Genomic DNA, 14,813 nt, shown 5'->3' with positions numbered 1-14,813 from the left:
CGGTTTCAGCGCGGGTGATGGCCGGGTGCGGTGACGGCCAGTTCATCGGTGCGGATGCGCAGTACCGGCAAGTGCGACTGCGGATGCGCGTCGATCCGGTGCGCCAGTGGTTGGGTGGCGGCGGTGACCGCCAGCAGCGCGGCGTCGGCTTCGCGCAAGGGACGCCACATGCCGATCAAGCCGACAGCCTGGTGATGCTTGAGCACCTGCGCACTGCCGATCCACAGCGGCGTGTCACCCGGTTGCAGCAGCGCATTGGCCGGCCACAGCCGCAGCACGAAGCGCATCCCCGGCTGCACGCCATCGCGCACCATCACCAGCCGCTCGGCGCGGGTATCCAGCGTAGCCGGCAGTACCGGTTGCCGGGTAGGCGGCAGATCGTTGTCCAGCAGGTTCAACGCGTCCTTCCAGCCGGCTTGCGGCTGCACCCGCCAGCCAGCGGCTTCCAGGCGTGCCTGCAAGGGCGCCAGCGGGCCTGCGATCTGCACATCCAGCGGCCAGCGCTGCTCATCGTCGAACTCGTTGCGCCGCGCCGGCAACTGCTGCCAGCCGTCCCGCCACCAGCTGTCCATCGCCATCACCTTGACCGGCACCGGCGCTTCGAACTGGGCCAGCATCTTGTCGACATTGCGCGGTGCGTGCCACAGCGCGGCGGCGACAAACGCGCCATAGAACAACCAGCTGATCGGGGTGATCCAGAACGAGCGCAGCATGCGCCGCCGATAGGCGATGCCCAGCACCAGCAACCAGACGATGCCGAACAACATGCCGCCGATGACATCGCTCAACCAGTGCGCGCCCAGATAGATGCGGGCAAAGCCGATCAGCGCCACCACGCAGCCGGACACCAGGTAGGGCCAGACCCGTTGCCGGCCCGGCAATTCGCGCGCAATCAGCACGGCGAAGAAGCCGAAGCTGATGGTCGCCATGGTCACCGCGATTGACGGGAAGCCGAAGCCACTGCTCACCGCCGGTGGCTTGGGAATGTCCACCGATGCGCCCAGCCAGGCCGTCAACGCCAGGCCGAAGGCCAGCGCCGCCAGCCAGTGCGCCGCTGCCATCCAGCGTCGGCGCCAGCACAGGTACAGCAGGACCAGCGTGCAGGCCGGCGCCAGCACCTGCTCATCACCCAGCGAGGCAATCGCGGCCAGCGGGTAATCGGCCAGCGGATTGCGCAGGGCCAGCATCAGCTCGTACACCGCCAGGTCCAGGCCCAGCGGTTCGCCGTGACCGATGACCAGGATCAGGAAGGCGAAGAACACCCAGACGATAGCCAGCAACAGAATCGCCAGCAAGGCCAGCGGCACCGACTCGCGCCGCCTGGGATCGAACACCGCCGCCGAATACCGGCCCAGCACCGGGTGCGCATGCGACCACGCCAGCGCGCGCGCGAGCAACGCGTCGGCATGCGCGGCAAACCAGCGATAGCTGTACAGCACCAGCGCCCAGGCCAGCGCCATCACGATGATCAGCAGGCCTACCACCAGGCCCAGTCGTCCGGCCACGGCGGCGACGGCATCGTAAGCCTGCCCGAACACCCAGCCCGGCAGCAGGAACAACGCCGCCCACGACACAGCGGCCAGCGACGTGGCCGGCAGATAGCGTTTCATCGGCATGCGCAACATGCCGGCCACCGCCGGCACGAACGGCCGGATGGGCCCCACGTAGCGCGCAATCAGGATGCTCTTGATGGCATTGCGGCGGAACAGCACCTCACCGCGATCCAGAAGTTGCGGATAGCGGCTGAAGGGCCAGTGCGCGCGCAGCTGCGGCCCCCAGCGATGACCCACCCAGAAGCTGACGCCGTCACCGGCCAGCGCGCCCAGCGCGGCGCTGATTAAGGCGTAGGGGCCGTCGATCTCGCCCAGCCCAATCAACACGCCTACTGCGAACAACAGCGGCAGCGCCGGCACAATCGCGCCCAGCACGATGACCGCATCGCAGAACGCAATGGCGAAGATCGCCGCGCCCGCGGCGACCGGATGCGCGCTGATCCATGCAAGCAGGGTATCGAACCAGGAATCCATCGCCCGGATTATAGGGGCGAGGTTGTGACTGGCAGCCTGTCGGATGGGTGTGGACATCGGCATCGAAAAATGTCACGGCGATGACGCCGGAACCGCGTTGCCGGTAAACGTGGCATGCGCCAGAACCACTCCGGTCCGGTCCGCCAGCACCATGGCCTGCGACGGCACGCGCTATCCTTGTGTTCTTACTCCGCTGCGGAACCCGGCGCGCCATGGCGACACTGCAAGGCAAGACCCTCTTCATCACCGGCGCATCGCGCGGCATTGGCCTGGCCATCGCCCTGCGCGCCGCGCGCGACGGCGCCAACGTGGCAATCGCCGCCAAGTCCGCGGTCGCCAATCCCAAGTTGCCCGGCACCATCCACAGCGCCGCGCAGGCGGTGACCGAGGCCGGTGGCCAGGCACTGGCGCTGAAGTGCGACATCCGCGAGGAAGATCAGGTGCGCGCCGCCGTTGCCGCCACCGTCGACGCCTTTGGCGGCATCGACATCCTGGTCAACAACGCCAGTGCGATCTGGCTGGCCGGCCTGGCCGACACGCCGATGAAGCGCTTCGACTTGATGCAGCAGGTCAACGCGCGCGGCAGCTTCCTGTGTGCGCAGGCCTGCCTGCCGTATCTGCAGCAGGCCGCCAACCCGCACATCCTGACCCTGGCGCCGCCGCCGTCGCTGGATCCGCGCTGGTGGGCGCCGCATACCGGCTACACCCTGGCCAAGATGGGCATGAGTCTGGTGACCCTGGGCCTGGCCGGTGAACTGGCCGGGCAGGGCATCGCGGTTAACGCCTTGTGGCCGCGCACGATCATCGCCACCGACGCCCTGAACATGATCCCGGGCGTGGACATCCCGCGTTGCCGCAAGCCGGAGATCGTGGCCGACGCCGCGCAGGCGATTCTGGTGCGGCCGGCGAAGGGCTTCAGCGGCCAGTTCCTGATTGACGAACGCGTGCTGCGCGAAGCCGGCGTCACCGATTTCGAACCCTACGCCGTCGAGCCGGGCCAGCCCTTGCTGCCGGACCTGTTCCTGGAGCCCTGGAACGACTGATCCCGGCGCGCCTCGCGCGCCCCGCACCTGGAGTGGCCATGACGCATCCGCCAACCTCTGTCTCGCAAGGTCTGATCTTCATCCGCTGCGTACTGGCCGTGCTGTTGTTCATCCATGGGGTCGCGCGCTGGCAGGCCGGTGGCGTGGCGCCGTTCGGTGAGTTCCTCGCTGCGCAGGGCTTTCCGTTGGGCCTGGTGATCGCCTGGGCGATCACGTTGTACGAAATCCTCGCCACGCCGCTGCTGGCCTGGGGCCGCTGGGTGACGCCGATTGCGCTGCTGTTCTGCGTGATCTACGCCTGCGGCATCTGGCTGGTGCACGCACAGGAAGGTTGGTTCGTGGTGGGCCTGGGCCGCAATGGCGTTGAATACAGCGTGCTGATCCTGGCCTGCCTGCTCGGCCTGGCCTGGGCGCACCGGCCGCAACGCGCCCGAATTTTTTCCTGAATCAAATCACGAGATCCGCCGATGAAGTACCTGCACGCCATGATCCGCGTCCACGATCTGGACGCCACCTCCTACTTCCTCACCGCTGGCCTGGGCCTGGTGCAGACCCGGCGCATGGACAGCGAAGCCGGCAAGTTCACCCTGGTCTACTTCGCCGCGCCGGCCAATCCGGAAGCCGAAGTGGAGCTGACCCACAACTGGGGTTCGGACGAGGACTACGGCAGTGCGCGCAATTTCGGCCACCTGGCCTTTGAAGTGGACGACATCTACGGCTTGTGCGCGCATCTGCAAGGCATGGGCGTGACCATCAACCGGCCGCCGCGCGATGGCCGCATGGCCTTCGTGCGGACCCCGGATCGGATCTCGATCGAACTGCTGCAGAAGGGCGCCGCCCTGCCGGCGCAGGAACCCTGGATGTCGATGGCCAACAGCGGCGAATGGTAAGACCCTGCCGCCGGTCGCCGGCGGCTGAACCTCGCAGCGGAGCCAGCTTGGCTTCGGCGCGCAGATGAAGGATGCTGATCCGGTCAAATCGAAAGGGGAGTCGCGATGAGCCAGGCATTGCTGATCATCGATGTGCAACAGGGATTGTTCGCCACCACGCCGCCGCCGGCCGATGCGGATCAGGTGATCGCCTGCATCAACGATCTGAGTGCGCGTGCCCGCCGCGACGGCGTCCCCGTCATCTGCGTGCAACACGAGCGCGCCGGCGACATGGAAGCCGACTCGGCGGGCTGGCAGCTCGACGCGCGTCTGCAACTGGACGCCAGCGACCGCCGCCTGCGCAAGACCACGCCCGATTCCTTCCTTCGCACCGGACTGGATGAAGTGCTGGCCTTCCTGGGCGTGCAGGAACTGATCATCTGCGGCTACGCCAGCGAATTTTGCGTGGACACCACCACCCGCAGCGCGGCCGCCCATGGCTATGCGGTCATCCTGGCCGCCGATGCGCACACCACCCACGACAAGGCGCACGCCAGCGCCGCGCAGATCCGCCAGCACCACAATGCCACCCTGCCGGAAATCACCAGCTTCGGCCCGCGCATCCGCGCCGTGCCGGCAGCCGACATCGCGTTCGCCGAGCAGGTCGTCTTCGCCTGACAGTTAACACATGGCCCTTCCACGCCGTCCTTGAGATGACACCGCTGGAGGGGCATGGACGATTCCGCATCGACCGCTACGCTGGTCCATGCTGCGCGCGCTGGTTCGCAGGCGGCGATGGCCGCGCTGTACCAGCGTTTCGCGCCGGTGGTCCATGGCGTGTTGCTGGCCCGCCTGCAACCGGCCGATGCCGATGACCTGACCCAGGACGTCTTTGAAACCGCGTTGCAGCGGCTGCACACCCTGCACGAGCCGGCGGCGTTTCCCGGCTGGATCATCAGCATCGCGCGGCGGGCGGCCGTGGAGGGCCGGCGCCGCGCTCCGCGGACCGTCGCTGGCGCGGCCGAATCGCTGGCCGACCTGTCCGCCACGCCCGAGCAGCGCCTGGAGGCCGGACGTGTGCTGGCGGCGATCCAGGCCTTGCCGGCGGCCTACCGCGAAACCCTGTTGCTGCGCCTGGCCGAAGGCTTGAACGGGCCAGAGATTGCCGAGCGCACGGGGCTCAGCCACGGCAGCGTGCGGGTCAACCTGCATCGCGGCATGAGCCTGCTGCGCGCGGCCCTGTCCATCCCGGTCGAGGGAGGCCACCGATGACGATTCGACTTCCGCCTGACGATGCGCCTGACTACCTGTGGGATGGCCAGGGTGAGCCGGATCCGGACGTGCTGGCCGTGCAGAGCGCACTGGCCCCGCTGGCCTGGCGCGCGCAGCCCCTGCAGCCGCGCGTGCTGGAGGCCGGTGCCGCGGCCCTGAGCGCACGGACGCGTCGACGCCGCTTCGGTCGCGTGGCGGCGGCGTTGGCGGCCTCGTTGTTCCTGAGTGTTGGCATGGCCGAAGGCCTGCGCCATCGGCTGCAATGGCCGCAGGACCAGGCGTGGCGGATCAGCGAGGTGGTCGGCGCGCCGCAGGTGCAAGGCGTACGCCAGGGCGAAGAGGATCGTCTGGCGCCAGGCCAATGGCTGGCGACCGGTGCGGATGCACGCGTGCACCTGCGCGCGGCGCGCATCGGCGAGGTGGTGATTGGCGAGCACTCGCGCTTCCGCATCGTGCAGACCCGCACAGGCCGCCACCGCACCCAATTGCAGCAAGGCGTGCTGTGGGCGCGGGTGTGGGCGCCGCCGGGACAGTTTGGCGTGGCCACGCCGCGTGGCGACGTCATCGATCTGGGCTGCGAGTTCGTCCTGCGTGCGCAGCCCGACGGCAGCGGCAGCGTCACCGTCAGCAGCGGCTGGGTGCAGTGGGACAACGGCTGGAGCGAAGTGCTGGTGCCGCAAGGCGCGCGCCTGGACATCGCGGCGGGCGGTCGGCCGGGCACGCCCTACGATCTGCGCTCCAGCGCGGCGTTCCGCCAGGCACTGAAGGCCGTGGACGCCACGCGCCGCATCCAGCCCCGGGACCCACGCATCGATGCCCTGGTGGCGCAAGCGCAGCCGCAGGACGCGTTGAGTCTGCTGGTCCTGCTGCGCCAGCATCCGCAGTTGCTGGACGGACCGGTCTACGAGCGTTTGGTCCAGTTGATGCCGGCCGATGCGCAGTTGACCCGCGAACAGATCCGGCGCGAGGGTCCACGCGCCTACAACCTGTGGTGGGAGCAGCTGCCGTATCCGCGCACGAAACGCTGGTGGCTGCATTGGGCCGATGCGCTGCCGGCCAGTGGTTCGGCTGACAAGATGCTGGACGCCGACGCGCCTTGAATCTGTCGAGCCTGTTGCGCTGCTAACACTCGCTGCCTCCTGCACCTCCTTGTCATGCGCACTCCGCGCTCTCTGCCCTGGAGCCTTGCCATGAACCGCAAACCCTCGCTTCTGTTCTGCATCGCGTTGTCGCTGCTGTACTGGGTGGCCAACACGGCATGGGCGGGCCCACCGCTGCTCTGCCATCCCTTCCAGGTGCAGGGACAACCCAGCCTGCCGTGGGGAGCGGGCTGGAACCAGCCCGACGCCCGATTCGATCTGCGCCAGCTGGGCGCGCGCACCCAGGCCTTGCTGGGCGCGGACACGCCGGTGATTGCGCGCATGGAAACACTGCGCCGCGCCGCCATCTACGCCAGCGCCGATGCACGCGCGCTCACCGAGCTGTCGGATCGGCTGGAGGCGCGCATCGCCGCCGCGACCACGCCGCAGGCGCGCGCGCTGGCCTTGTTCGATGCCGGCTATTTCGACGAGACCCTGGAAGACGTGGTGCGCCTGCAGGGCTACGACATGCCGGGCATCGGCCGGGTCGACGCGACCGCCCTGCGCCGGGTGGCCGCGCGCCAGAACGGCGCGCTGCGCATCGACGAGGCCATCGCCCTGCGGCGCGAACCGGCCCTGCATTTCGCCGCCGCGCTGGTGGCCAGCGCCCACCAGCGCGACGCCGCCCGGCAGCGCCACGCACGGCTGGCGCGGGTCGGCGCCGGTGGCGACCCGCTGTTGTTGCGCAACCTGGGCCAGATCGCGTCGTTGTAGTGGGTGAGCCCTGTGCTGCCGCCCGCGGCTCCCACACCTGCGGGCTGCGGGCAGGGCGCGGGGCTTTGCGCGACAATGCGTGCTCGCTCATCACCTCGCCACGCCCGCTCCCATGACCACGTCCGCCGATTTGATCGCCAAGGCCCAGCAGTACTACCTGCCCATCTACCGCCAGCGCGAGGTGATCCTGGACCGCGGCCAGGGCGCGCGCGTGTGGGACAGCGAAGGGCGCGACTACGTCGACTTCTCCGCGGGCATTGCCGTGTGCGGCCTGGGCCATGCCGATCCCGACCTGCTTGCCGCATTGAACGAGCAGGCCGGCAAGATCTGGCACACCAGCAATGTCTTCCACAGCGAGCCGCCGCTGCGGCTGGCCGAGGAACTGGTGGCGGCATCACGTTTCGCCAGCCGCGTGTTCCTGTGCAACTCCGGCGCCGAAGCCAACGAAGCGGCGATCAAGCTGGTGCGCAAGTACGCCGCCAGCCAAGGCCGCACGCCGGACAAGCGCGTGATCGTCACCTTCCGTGGCAGCTTCCACGGCCGCACGCTGGCGGCGGTCACCGCCACCGCGCAACCCAAGTACCAGGAAGGCTACGAGCCACTGCCGCCAGGCTTCCGCTATGTCGACTTCAACGACATCACCCAGCTGGAAATCGCGATGGCGGCCGGCGATGTGGCCGCGGTGATGCTGGAACCGGTGCAGGGCGAGGGCGGGGTGATGCCGGCCGCGCCGGGCTTCCTGAGCGCGGTGCGCGAGTTGTGCGATCACCATGGCGCGCTGCTGGTGCTGGATGAAATCCAGTCCGGCATGGGCCGCACCGGCACCCTGTTCGCGCACTGGCAGGACGGCGTGAAGCCGGACATCGTCACCCTGGCCAAGGCGCTGGGCGGCGGCTTCCCGATTGGCGCGATGCTGGCCGGACCCAAGGTCGCGGAGGTCATGCAGTTCGGTGCGCATGGCACCACCTTCGGCGGCAATCCACTGGCCGCAGCGGTGGCGCGCGTGGCGCTGCGCAAGCTGTCCTCGCCGGCGATTGCCAACAACGTCTCGCGCCAGTCCAATGCCTTACGCGCCGCGCTGACGAAGATCGATGCCGAACTGGGTCTGTTCGCGCAGGTGCGCGGACGTGGCTTGATGCTGGGCGCCGTTTTGAAGCCGGCATACGCCGGTCGCGCCGGCGAGATCCTCGATCACGCCGCCGCCCATGGCCTGCTGATGCTGCAGGCCGGTCCGGATGTGCTGCGCTTCGTGCCGCCGCTCAACCTCACCGACGCCGAACTGACCGAAGGCTGCGCGCGTTTGCATGCGGCGCTCAAGGTTTTTGCCGGGCGCGGATGAAGCGACCACTAGCCAGGGCTGTCATCGCTGTTTTCCTGTTGGCGACAGGGTGGGTGGTCGCGGCATTCGCGACGCCCAAGCTTGCCCAGTCCACGTGCATCGCCTATGCCCAGGACTACCTGCGCACACATCCCGTGCATGGGCGCACGTTGAATGGCCAAATAGTCCCCGCTTCACCGGACGACATGGTGACCAAGGTCGAAGGACCGTTCCAAACGAGCGTCTGGTATTCCGTGCCGCGTCATCTGCACGCTACCGTCTATGTGCATCAATGCCACGCCTTGCCCTGGAAGACCACGCTGGGTGAGCGCAAGGCCCTGCATTTGGTGTAGGCGGCCGGCGCTGGCCGGCCCGCTCAAAGGTAGCGCTTCAACACCTTGCGTAGTGTCCGCCCGCTGGACACGGTGTCAGCATGCAGGCCCGCTTCGCGCGCGCCCTGGACGTTGGCGAACACGTCATCGACAAACAACGTGTGCGCGGCTTGCCAACCCAGTGTCTCCAGCGCCAACGTGAAGATGCGCGGTTCGGGCTTGCGCAGCTGGAATCCGCCGCTGCACAGCACCCGGCCCTGCAGGCGCGGATAGATGCGTTCGACGACGCGCGGAATCACCTGCGCCATCATCACGCCGTTGTTGGTCAGCACGCCCAGCTCCAGCGCCGGATCCAGCGCTTCGATCTGTTCCAGCACTTCGTCGATGGCGAAGCTGCCGGCCACCCGCGCCTCGATCCAGGTGTCCGCATCGAGGCTGCAGGCCAGGCCGCTGCCCAGGCGCGCGAGGTAATCATCGGTGTCGATGCCGCCACTGTCGTAGGCGGTTTCCAGGCCGGAACCGAACAGCACTTCGCGCACGTGTTCGTGCGGCATGCCGCTGTGGCGGGCCAGATGACCGATGCGTACTTCGTGGTGATAGTCCGCCAGCACGCCGTCGAAATCGAACAGCACGTGGCGGATGCGCGGGGTCTTCACTGGCCAGCCGCGCGCATCGGCGCCGCTCATGCGGCGGCGACCACCTGGAAGGCTTCGCGCGCGGCTGTGAGAGTGTCGGCAATCACCGCGTCATCGTGCGCGCTGGACATGAAGCCGGCCTCGAACGCCGACGGCGCCAGGAACACGCCGCGTTCCAGCATCGCGTGGAAGAAAGTATTGAACGCGCCAATATCGCAGGCCACCGCCTGCGCGTAGGTATCGACCTGCTGATCGGTGAAGAACATGCCGAACATGCCGCCCACGCGGGTGGTGGTGAAGGGCACGCCGGCATCGCGCGCTGCTGCTTCCAGGCCGTCGCAGAGCGTGTTCGACGCAGCGGCCAGGCGATCATGGAAGCCCGGCGCCTGGATCAGTTCCAGCATCGCCAGACCCGCCGCCATCGCCACCGGATTGCCGCTCAACGTGCCGGCCTGGTAGATCGGGCCGGACGGGGCAATCTGCGACAGCAGATCGCGGCGACCGCCATAGGCGCCCACCGGCATGCCGCCGCCAATCACCTTGCCGAAGGTGCTCAGATCCGGGGTGATGCCGTAGTGCGCCTGCGCACCGCCCAGGGCCACACGGAAGCCGGTCATCACTTCATCGAAGATCAGCAGCGCGCCATGGCGCGTGCACAGATCGCGCAGATGCTGCAGGTAACCGGCACGCGGCGGCAGGCAGTTGGCGTTGCCGACTACCGGTTCGATGATCAGGCAGGCGATTTCGTTGCCGTATTGCTGGAACAGTTCGGTCGCGCCGTCGAAATCGTTGTAGCTCAGGGTCAGGGTCAGTTCGCTCAGGCCGGCCGGCACGCCCGGCGAAGTCGGCACGCCCAGGGTCAACATGCCGCTGCCGGCCTTGACCAGGAACGAGTCGCCATGGCCGTGGTAGCAGCCTTCGAATTTGACGATGCGATTGCGGCCAGTGGCGCCGCGCGCCAGACGGATGGCCGAGAGCGTGGCTTCGGTGCCGGAATTGACCATCCGCACCATTTCGCAGGAAGGCACCAGGCGGGTGATGGTTTCCGCCATGGTCACTTCGGCCGGGCAGGGCGCGCCGAACGACAAACCGTTCTGGATCGCCTGGCTCACCGCATTGCGCACGGCAGGATGGTTGTGGCCGACGATCATCGGGCCCCACGAACCCACGTAGTCGATATAGCGGTTGCCGTCGACGTCAAACAGCCAGGCGCCATCGGCACGCTCGACAAAGAACGGCTCGCCGCCCACCGACTTGAACGCGCGCACGGGCGAATTGACGCCGCCGGGCAGCAGTTCCTGGGCGCGGGAGAACAAGCGGTGTGACTGATCGTGGTTCATGGGTGTTCCGATATGAAAACGGGGAAGGCTGAGTGCTGCACGCGGCGGCCGCGTGGCAGACAGGCTGTCAGGCGAAGGCGGCCTGGTAGGCGCGCGCGGCGGCGAGCGGGTCGGGCGCTTCGAAAACGCCGGCAATCACCGCGACCAGGTCTGCTCCCGCGGCCACCAGGGCCGGGGTATTGTCCGGCGTTATCCCGCCTATCGCCACCCGCGCCACGCCCAGCGCCTGCGCATCGGCCAGCAACGCGGGGCTGGCGCGGCGATGGGTGTCCTTGCTGCGGGTGGGGAAAAACGCGCCAAAGGCCACATAGCTGGCGCCGGCAGCCACGGCGCGCTGCGCCAGCGCCTGCTCGTCGTAGCAGGAGGCGCCGAGGATGGCCGCCGGACCCAGCAGGGCGCGTGCGGCGGCAATGTCGCCATCGTCCTCGCCCAGGTGCACGCCGGCCGCGCCAACGGCACGCGCCAACCGCACGTCGTCATTGATGATCAGTGGCACGCCGGCGGCGGCGCAACGCGCCTGCAGGGCAAGCGCCTGTTCGTGCCGCAGCGCGTCGCCGGCGGTCTTGTTGCGGTACTGCAGCCAGGTGACGGCGCCGCTGGAAAGCAACGGCTCGACGCGCGCCAGCAGGGAGGCGGTGCCGGCGTCATCCGGAGTAATCAGATACAGGCCGCGGGGCGGTGGGCCGGCGAGCGGCCTGGACGGGGTCATGTGCAACTTCCGGTGCTGGGGCGGGAGTGGGACAATGCCGGCCCCCCTCGTGCATGCATTATCCAATGAGCGACGCCACCGCCACCACCTGGCGCACCTGGATGTGCGTGGTCTGCGGCTTTGTCTATGACGAAGCGGACGGCCTGCCGGAAGAAGGCATCGCCCCGGGCACCCGCTGGGAAGATATCCCCGACACCTGGACCTGCCCGGATTGCGGCGTGACCAAGGACGATTTCGAGATGGTGGAAATCTGAGGCGCAGCGGGCTGCGCGCTAGCGCGCGCAGCCGACTCAATTCATCCGGCGCGGTGCGGCGGCGTTCAATTCGATCAGCTTGTCGCGCAGGTCGGGCGCGTCCTTGGCGTCGGGCGCCAGTTGCAGATAGCGGGCCAGGTCGTGGCGGGCGCCCTGGGCGTAGTCCATTTTCAGGTAGGCCAGGGCGCGATCCCGTAGCGCGTCGGTCTGATCCGGCATCAGCTTGAGCACGCGATCGGCGCTGCGCGCGGCGCGGTCCCACTCGTCGCGCTCCACGTAGACGCCGTGCAGGTTGCGCAGGATGCGCACCAGGATGGCGCGGTGCGTGGCCGGGTCGAGGATCCGCAGCAGGGCATTGTCATCGGGGATGTCCCCGCCCAAATGCGGACGGGCGCGCTCGCGCAGTTCGTCCGCGCCCAGCGGTCTGCCCCCATTGAACGGATCCATCACCAGGATGCCGTCATCCACCGGCAGGCGGACCAGGAAATGACCGGGGAAGGAGACCCCGTCCAGCGGCACGCCCAGCCGGCGTGCGACTTCCATCTGCACCATGGCCAGTGAAATGGGATTGCCCAGGCGCCGTTCGAACACCTGGTTCATGTAGCTGTTGCGAGGGTCGTAGTACTCCTCGTGATCGCCGCTGTAGCCCAACTCTTCGAACAGATGGCGATTGATGGCCGCCATCTTCAGCGGCCAGGGATCGATGAGATCAATCTGCGGCCGCAGGTGCGCCACATGGCTCTGCACGAGCGTGTCGTACAGATCCGCATCCAGATCCGGGTACTCGTCGCGGGCGATCAGCAGCGCGGTTTCCAGCAGCGGCAAGGCCTCGTCGGCTTGTGCCGCCAGAACGTTCCAATCCGGCAATGTCAGGCGATCCCCCATGCCGTCAGACTGCGACCATTCCCGCGCATGATCAAGCCCTGGCCGGCCTTATTTTGCCGGCGGAATGCTCTCACTCAGTTTCAGTTCCGCGCCGTCCTGCAGCTTGAGCCGGTCGGCTTCGCCGGCGTTCAACTCCAGCACGTAGCGGGCCGGGGCGTTGCTGGGGTACGAGGGGCAGGCATCGCCGGCCGAGCAGGGCGGGGTGTTGCGCCGCTGCGCCACCAGTTTGCGTGCATCGTCGAAGTACAGGATGTCGAGCGGAATCTTGGTGTTCTTCATCCAGTACGCCTGCGGTTCCTCGCGCTCGTGGATGAACAGCATGCCGGCGCCGCTGTCCATCGCATCACGGAACATCAGGCCGCGCGCGCGCTCGGGATCGGTGTCAGCCAGCTCCACCTGGTAGCGCTGGCCACCCACCTCGACCCAGGTGGACTGGCCCGACGCCGGGCAACCGCTCAACAACAGGGCAAACATCGGGATCAGCAGTCGCGCGTTCATGGTCTCTCCGTTGTCGGAACGCTGGAATTACAGGATTTGCGGCGGTTGTCCGCCGACGATCACCACATCGGCGGGGCGGCGGGCGAACAGGCCCACGCTGACCACGCCGGGAATCTGGTTGAGCTCGCGTTCCACCGCCACCGGATCGACGATGGACAGATTGTGCACGTCCAGGATCCAGTTGCCATTGTCGGTGGTGACACCATCACGCCACACCGGCTGTCCACCGGTCATGGCCAGGATCCGCCGCGCCACCAGGCTGCGCGCCATCGGGATCACTTCCACCGGCAGCGGGAATTTGCCAAGCACCGGCACCTGCTTGATCGGGTCGATGATGCAGATGAACTTGCGGCTGGCCTCGGCGATGATTTTTTCGCGGGTCAGCGCCGCGCCGCCGCCCTTGATCAGCCGCTTGTGCGGGTCGCATTCGTCGGCGCCGTCGACATACAGCGACAGCTCGCCGGTGGCGTTGAGATCCAGCACTTCGATACCGTGGGAGCGCAGGCGCTCGGTGCTTTGATCCGAGCTGGACACCGCGCCGGCGATGCGATCCTTGACCCGCGCCAAGGCGTCGATGAAGTAGGCCACCGTCGAACCGGTGCCGACCCCGACAATCATGCCGTCCTCGACAAAATCGATGGCCTTTTCGCCGGCCAGGCGCTTGGATTCGTTCTGCGACATGGCGTGCCTATTCCATGGAAAGGAGATGTTTCCACTGCGCGGCGGTGACCGGCAGCACCGACAGGCGATTGCCGCGGGCGATCAGGGAAAACCCTTCGCCCAGCGCTTCGGCCTGCTGCTTGATTTCGTCCAGCGCGATGGTGCGTTTGAGCTTGCGCTCGAACGCCACGTCCACCAGCACCCAGCGCGGTTCTTCCGGCTTGGCCTTGGGATCGTAGTAATCGCTCTTCTTGTCGAACTGGGTGGGATCCGGGTAGGCCGTGCTTTTGATGGTCGCCGTGCCGACGATGCCCGGCACCGGACAGTTGGAGTGGTAGAACAACACCCCGTCACCCACCTGCATGCCATCGCGCATGAAATTGCGCGCCTGGTAGTTGCGCACGCCATTCCAGGGCTCCACGCCCACCTTGCGCAAATCGTCGATCGAAAAAGTGTCCGGCTCGGTTTTCATCAGCCAGTAGCGCTTGCGTGTGCTCATGCGGGACTCATGCGGGGCGGGGGACCGGGATCACGGTGGTGCTCTCGGTACAGACGGCATCCACCGGCACATCCCAGGCTTGTGCATCCAAAGCTTCCACGCGCTGGGCCTGGAAGCCCACGCCCACCAGCCACGGCGGCGCCGCGGTGTGCTGGCGGAAAGCGAAGCTGCGATCGTACCAGCCACCCCCCATGCCCAGGCGCAGACCGGCATCGTCAAACCCCACCAGCGGCATCAACACCAGCGCCATCGCCTGCGGATCCAGGCTTGAGGCCGGTTCCACATCGGGTTCGGGAATGCCGAAGCGGTTGGTGACCAGCGGATCGCCGGCGCGCCACGGCGCAAAGCCCAGGGTGTTGTCCGCGCGCAGCACCGGCAGGCAGTAGATCAGGCCCGCCGGCAGCCGCAGCTGCCAGTTGTGCAGGCCAATCTCGCCATCCATGGCCCAATAGCCAGCGGCGTAACCGGAGGAAGGCAGGAACGGCAGCGCACGCAGGCGCTCACCGAGCGCATCGGCCGCGGCAATCCGCTGCGCGGCCGGAATGGCACGACGCCGCTGCCGCAATTCGCGCCGCAGCGCGTCACGGTCCAGGCTCATGCAGGAAAGAAGAAGGCAGGC

At 67.7% G+C, this 14,813-nt stretch carries 19 protein-coding genes; 10 read left to right on the top strand and 9 right to left on the bottom strand.

Going from position 1 to position 14,813, the window contains the following annotated elements; genetic code table 11:
- Positions 1–5: 5 nt before the first annotated feature.
- Positions 6–2,027, bottom strand: a complete 2,022-nt coding sequence (locus B5X78_RS05660) for a bifunctional DedA family/phosphatase PAP2 family protein (RefSeq protein ID WP_079723465.1) — start codon at positions 2,025–2,027, stop codon at positions 6–8.
- A gap of 212 nt (positions 2,028–2,239) precedes the next feature.
- On the opposite strand from B5X78_RS05660, the gene B5X78_RS05655 reads away from it, so the two are divergent.
- The 9 genes from B5X78_RS05655 to B5X78_RS05615 all read left to right on the top strand — a co-directional run bounded on the left by B5X78_RS05655 (position 2,240) and on the right by B5X78_RS05615 (position 8,735).
- Positions 2,240–3,070 carry an SDR family oxidoreductase gene (locus B5X78_RS05655; protein WP_079723464.1) on the top strand — a complete coding sequence of 277 codons (831 nt, stop codon included), beginning with the start codon at positions 2,240–2,242 and terminating at the stop codon, positions 3,068–3,070.
- A 38-nt stretch (positions 3,071–3,108) separates the two neighbouring features.
- Positions 3,109–3,516 carry a DoxX family protein gene (locus B5X78_RS05650; RefSeq protein ID WP_079723463.1) on the top strand — a complete coding sequence of 136 codons (408 nt, stop codon included), beginning with the start codon at positions 3,109–3,111 and terminating at the stop codon, positions 3,514–3,516.
- 21 nt (positions 3,517–3,537) lie between these two features.
- Entirely contained in the window at positions 3,538–3,960 is a 423-nt protein-coding gene (locus B5X78_RS05645) for a VOC family protein (protein WP_079723462.1), read from the top strand.
- 105 nt (positions 3,961–4,065) lie between these two features.
- Complete coding sequence (locus tag B5X78_RS05640) at positions 4,066–4,617, top strand: cysteine hydrolase family protein (protein ID WP_079723461.1); 552 nt, start codon at positions 4,066–4,068, stop codon at positions 4,615–4,617.
- A gap of 54 nt (positions 4,618–4,671) precedes the next feature.
- On the top strand, positions 4,672–5,211 hold the full coding sequence (locus B5X78_RS05635; protein ID WP_079723460.1) for an RNA polymerase sigma factor: 540 nt from the start codon (positions 4,672–4,674) through the stop codon (positions 5,209–5,211).
- Entirely contained in the window at positions 5,208–6,311 is a 1,104-nt protein-coding gene (locus tag B5X78_RS05630) for a FecR domain-containing protein (protein WP_079723459.1), read from the top strand. Before B5X78_RS05635 ends, B5X78_RS05630 begins: the two co-directional genes overlap by 4 nt.
- Positions 6,312–6,401: 90 nt before the next feature.
- The gene (locus tag B5X78_RS05625; protein WP_079723458.1) at positions 6,402–7,064 is read left to right on the top strand and encodes a hypothetical protein; all 663 of its coding nucleotides are present in this window, start codon (positions 6,402–6,404) and stop codon (positions 7,062–7,064) included.
- 112 nt (positions 7,065–7,176) lie between these two features.
- A complete protein-coding gene (locus B5X78_RS05620; protein WP_079723457.1) occupies positions 7,177–8,403 on the top strand; it encodes an acetylornithine transaminase in 1,227 nt (408 codons plus the stop codon).
- Complete coding sequence (locus tag B5X78_RS05615; protein ID WP_079723456.1) at positions 8,400–8,735, top strand: hypothetical protein; 336 nt, start codon at positions 8,400–8,402, stop codon at positions 8,733–8,735. The genes B5X78_RS05620 and B5X78_RS05615 overlap by 4 nt, the downstream gene beginning before the upstream one ends.
- A 23-nt stretch (positions 8,736–8,758) precedes the next feature.
- Here B5X78_RS05615 and B5X78_RS05610 read toward each other — a convergent pair whose 3' ends face one another.
- The 3 genes from B5X78_RS05610 to thiE all read right to left on the bottom strand — a co-directional run bounded on the left by B5X78_RS05610 (position 8,759) and on the right by thiE (position 11,398).
- A complete protein-coding gene (locus tag B5X78_RS05610) occupies positions 8,759–9,400 on the bottom strand; it encodes an HAD-IA family hydrolase (RefSeq protein ID WP_079723455.1) in 642 nt (213 codons plus the stop codon).
- Positions 9,397–10,689, bottom strand: a complete 1,293-nt coding sequence (hemL, locus tag B5X78_RS05605) for a glutamate-1-semialdehyde 2,1-aminomutase (RefSeq protein WP_079723454.1) — start codon at positions 10,687–10,689, stop codon at positions 9,397–9,399. Before hemL ends, B5X78_RS05610 begins: the two co-directional genes overlap by 4 nt.
- 67 nt (positions 10,690–10,756) lie before the next feature.
- Positions 10,757–11,398: a thiamine phosphate synthase gene (thiE, locus tag B5X78_RS05600; protein WP_079723453.1), complete on the bottom strand. Its 642-nt coding sequence runs from the start codon at positions 11,396–11,398 to the stop codon at positions 10,757–10,759.
- Between the two features lie 65 nt (positions 11,399–11,463).
- Here thiE and B5X78_RS05595 point away from each other — a divergent pair, with 65 nt between their 5' ends.
- Complete coding sequence (locus B5X78_RS05595) at positions 11,464–11,652, top strand: rubredoxin (protein WP_079723452.1); 189 nt, start codon at positions 11,464–11,466, stop codon at positions 11,650–11,652.
- Positions 11,653–11,688: 36 nt separating this feature from the next.
- Here the strand turns inward: B5X78_RS05595 and B5X78_RS05590 are convergent, their stop codons facing one another.
- From B5X78_RS05590 to B5X78_RS05570, 5 genes are read right to left on the bottom strand one after another with little or no spacing between them, the layout of a single operon-like run.
- A complete protein-coding gene (locus B5X78_RS05590) occupies positions 11,689–12,537 on the bottom strand; it encodes a SirB1 family protein (protein ID WP_079723451.1) in 849 nt (282 codons plus the stop codon).
- Positions 12,538–12,585: 48 nt separating this feature from the next.
- Positions 12,586–13,035: a DUF192 domain-containing protein gene (locus B5X78_RS05585; RefSeq protein WP_079723450.1), complete on the bottom strand. Its 450-nt coding sequence runs from the start codon at positions 13,033–13,035 to the stop codon at positions 12,586–12,588.
- Positions 13,036–13,062: 27 nt separating this feature from the next.
- Positions 13,063–13,716, bottom strand: coding sequence for a ribose-5-phosphate isomerase RpiA (rpiA, locus tag B5X78_RS05580; protein ID WP_079723449.1), 654 nt, complete (start codon positions 13,714–13,716; stop codon positions 13,063–13,065).
- A 7-nt stretch (positions 13,717–13,723) separates the two neighbouring features.
- A complete protein-coding gene (locus B5X78_RS05575) occupies positions 13,724–14,194 on the bottom strand; it encodes an EVE domain-containing protein (RefSeq protein ID WP_079723448.1) in 471 nt (156 codons plus the stop codon).
- 7 nt (positions 14,195–14,201) lie between these two features.
- Positions 14,202–14,792, bottom strand: a complete 591-nt coding sequence (locus B5X78_RS05570) for a 5-formyltetrahydrofolate cyclo-ligase (RefSeq protein WP_079723447.1) — start codon at positions 14,790–14,792, stop codon at positions 14,202–14,204.
- Positions 14,793–14,813: the final 21 nt, after the last annotated feature.

Source organism: Pseudoxanthomonas indica (genome assembly GCF_900167565.1).
Classification (GTDB): domain Bacteria; phylum Pseudomonadota; class Gammaproteobacteria; order Xanthomonadales; family Xanthomonadaceae; genus Pseudoxanthomonas_A; species Pseudoxanthomonas_A indica.
The sequence above is the reverse complement of the archived record's forward strand: the minus strand, read 5'-3'. Positions and strand labels throughout refer to the sequence as shown.

Bases quoted from the DNA above. Each gene is read 5' to 3' on its own strand.
- B5X78_RS05610 (WP_079723455.1), bottom strand. From the start codon at position 9,400: ATGAGCGGCGCCGATGCGCGCGGCTGGCCAGTGAAGACCCCGCGCATC.
- thiE (WP_079723453.1), bottom strand. From the start codon at position 11,398: ATGACCCCGTCCAGGCCGCTCGCCGGCCCACCGCCCCGCGGCCTGTAT.
- B5X78_RS05585 (WP_079723450.1), bottom strand. From the start codon at position 13,035: ATGAACGCGCGACTGCTGATCCCGATGTTTGCCCTGTTGTTGAGCGGT.
- B5X78_RS05615 (WP_079723456.1), top strand. From the start codon at position 8,400: ATGAAGCGACCACTAGCCAGGGCTGTCATCGCTGTTTTCCTGTTGGCG.
- B5X78_RS05650 (WP_079723463.1), top strand. From the start codon at position 3,109: ATGACGCATCCGCCAACCTCTGTCTCGCAAGGTCTGATCTTCATCCGC.
- B5X78_RS05575 (WP_079723448.1), bottom strand. From the start codon at position 14,194: ATGAGCACACGCAAGCGCTACTGGCTGATGAAAACCGAGCCGGACACT.
- B5X78_RS05645 (WP_079723462.1), top strand. From the start codon at position 3,538: ATGAAGTACCTGCACGCCATGATCCGCGTCCACGATCTGGACGCCACC.
- B5X78_RS05570 (WP_079723447.1), bottom strand. From the start codon at position 14,792: ATGAGCCTGGACCGTGACGCGCTGCGGCGCGAATTGCGGCAGCGGCGT.
- B5X78_RS05620 (WP_079723457.1), top strand. From the start codon at position 7,177: ATGACCACGTCCGCCGATTTGATCGCCAAGGCCCAGCAGTACTACCTG.
- rpiA (WP_079723449.1), bottom strand. From the start codon at position 13,716: ATGTCGCAGAACGAATCCAAGCGCCTGGCCGGCGAAAAGGCCATCGAT.
- B5X78_RS05625 (WP_079723458.1), top strand. From the start codon at position 6,402: ATGAACCGCAAACCCTCGCTTCTGTTCTGCATCGCGTTGTCGCTGCTG.
- B5X78_RS05655 (WP_079723464.1), top strand. From the start codon at position 2,240: ATGGCGACACTGCAAGGCAAGACCCTCTTCATCACCGGCGCATCGCGC.
- B5X78_RS05630 (WP_079723459.1), top strand. From the start codon at position 5,208: ATGACGATTCGACTTCCGCCTGACGATGCGCCTGACTACCTGTGGGAT.
- B5X78_RS05595 (WP_079723452.1), top strand. From the start codon at position 11,464: ATGAGCGACGCCACCGCCACCACCTGGCGCACCTGGATGTGCGTGGTC.
- B5X78_RS05590 (WP_079723451.1), bottom strand. From the start codon at position 12,537: ATGGGGGATCGCCTGACATTGCCGGATTGGAACGTTCTGGCGGCACAA.
- hemL (WP_079723454.1), bottom strand. From the start codon at position 10,689: ATGAACCACGATCAGTCACACCGCTTGTTCTCCCGCGCCCAGGAACTG.
- B5X78_RS05640 (WP_079723461.1), top strand. From the start codon at position 4,066: ATGAGCCAGGCATTGCTGATCATCGATGTGCAACAGGGATTGTTCGCC.
- B5X78_RS05635 (WP_079723460.1), top strand. From the start codon at position 4,672: ATGGACGATTCCGCATCGACCGCTACGCTGGTCCATGCTGCGCGCGCT.
- B5X78_RS05660 (WP_079723465.1), bottom strand. From the start codon at position 2,027: ATGGATTCCTGGTTCGATACCCTGCTTGCATGGATCAGCGCGCATCCG.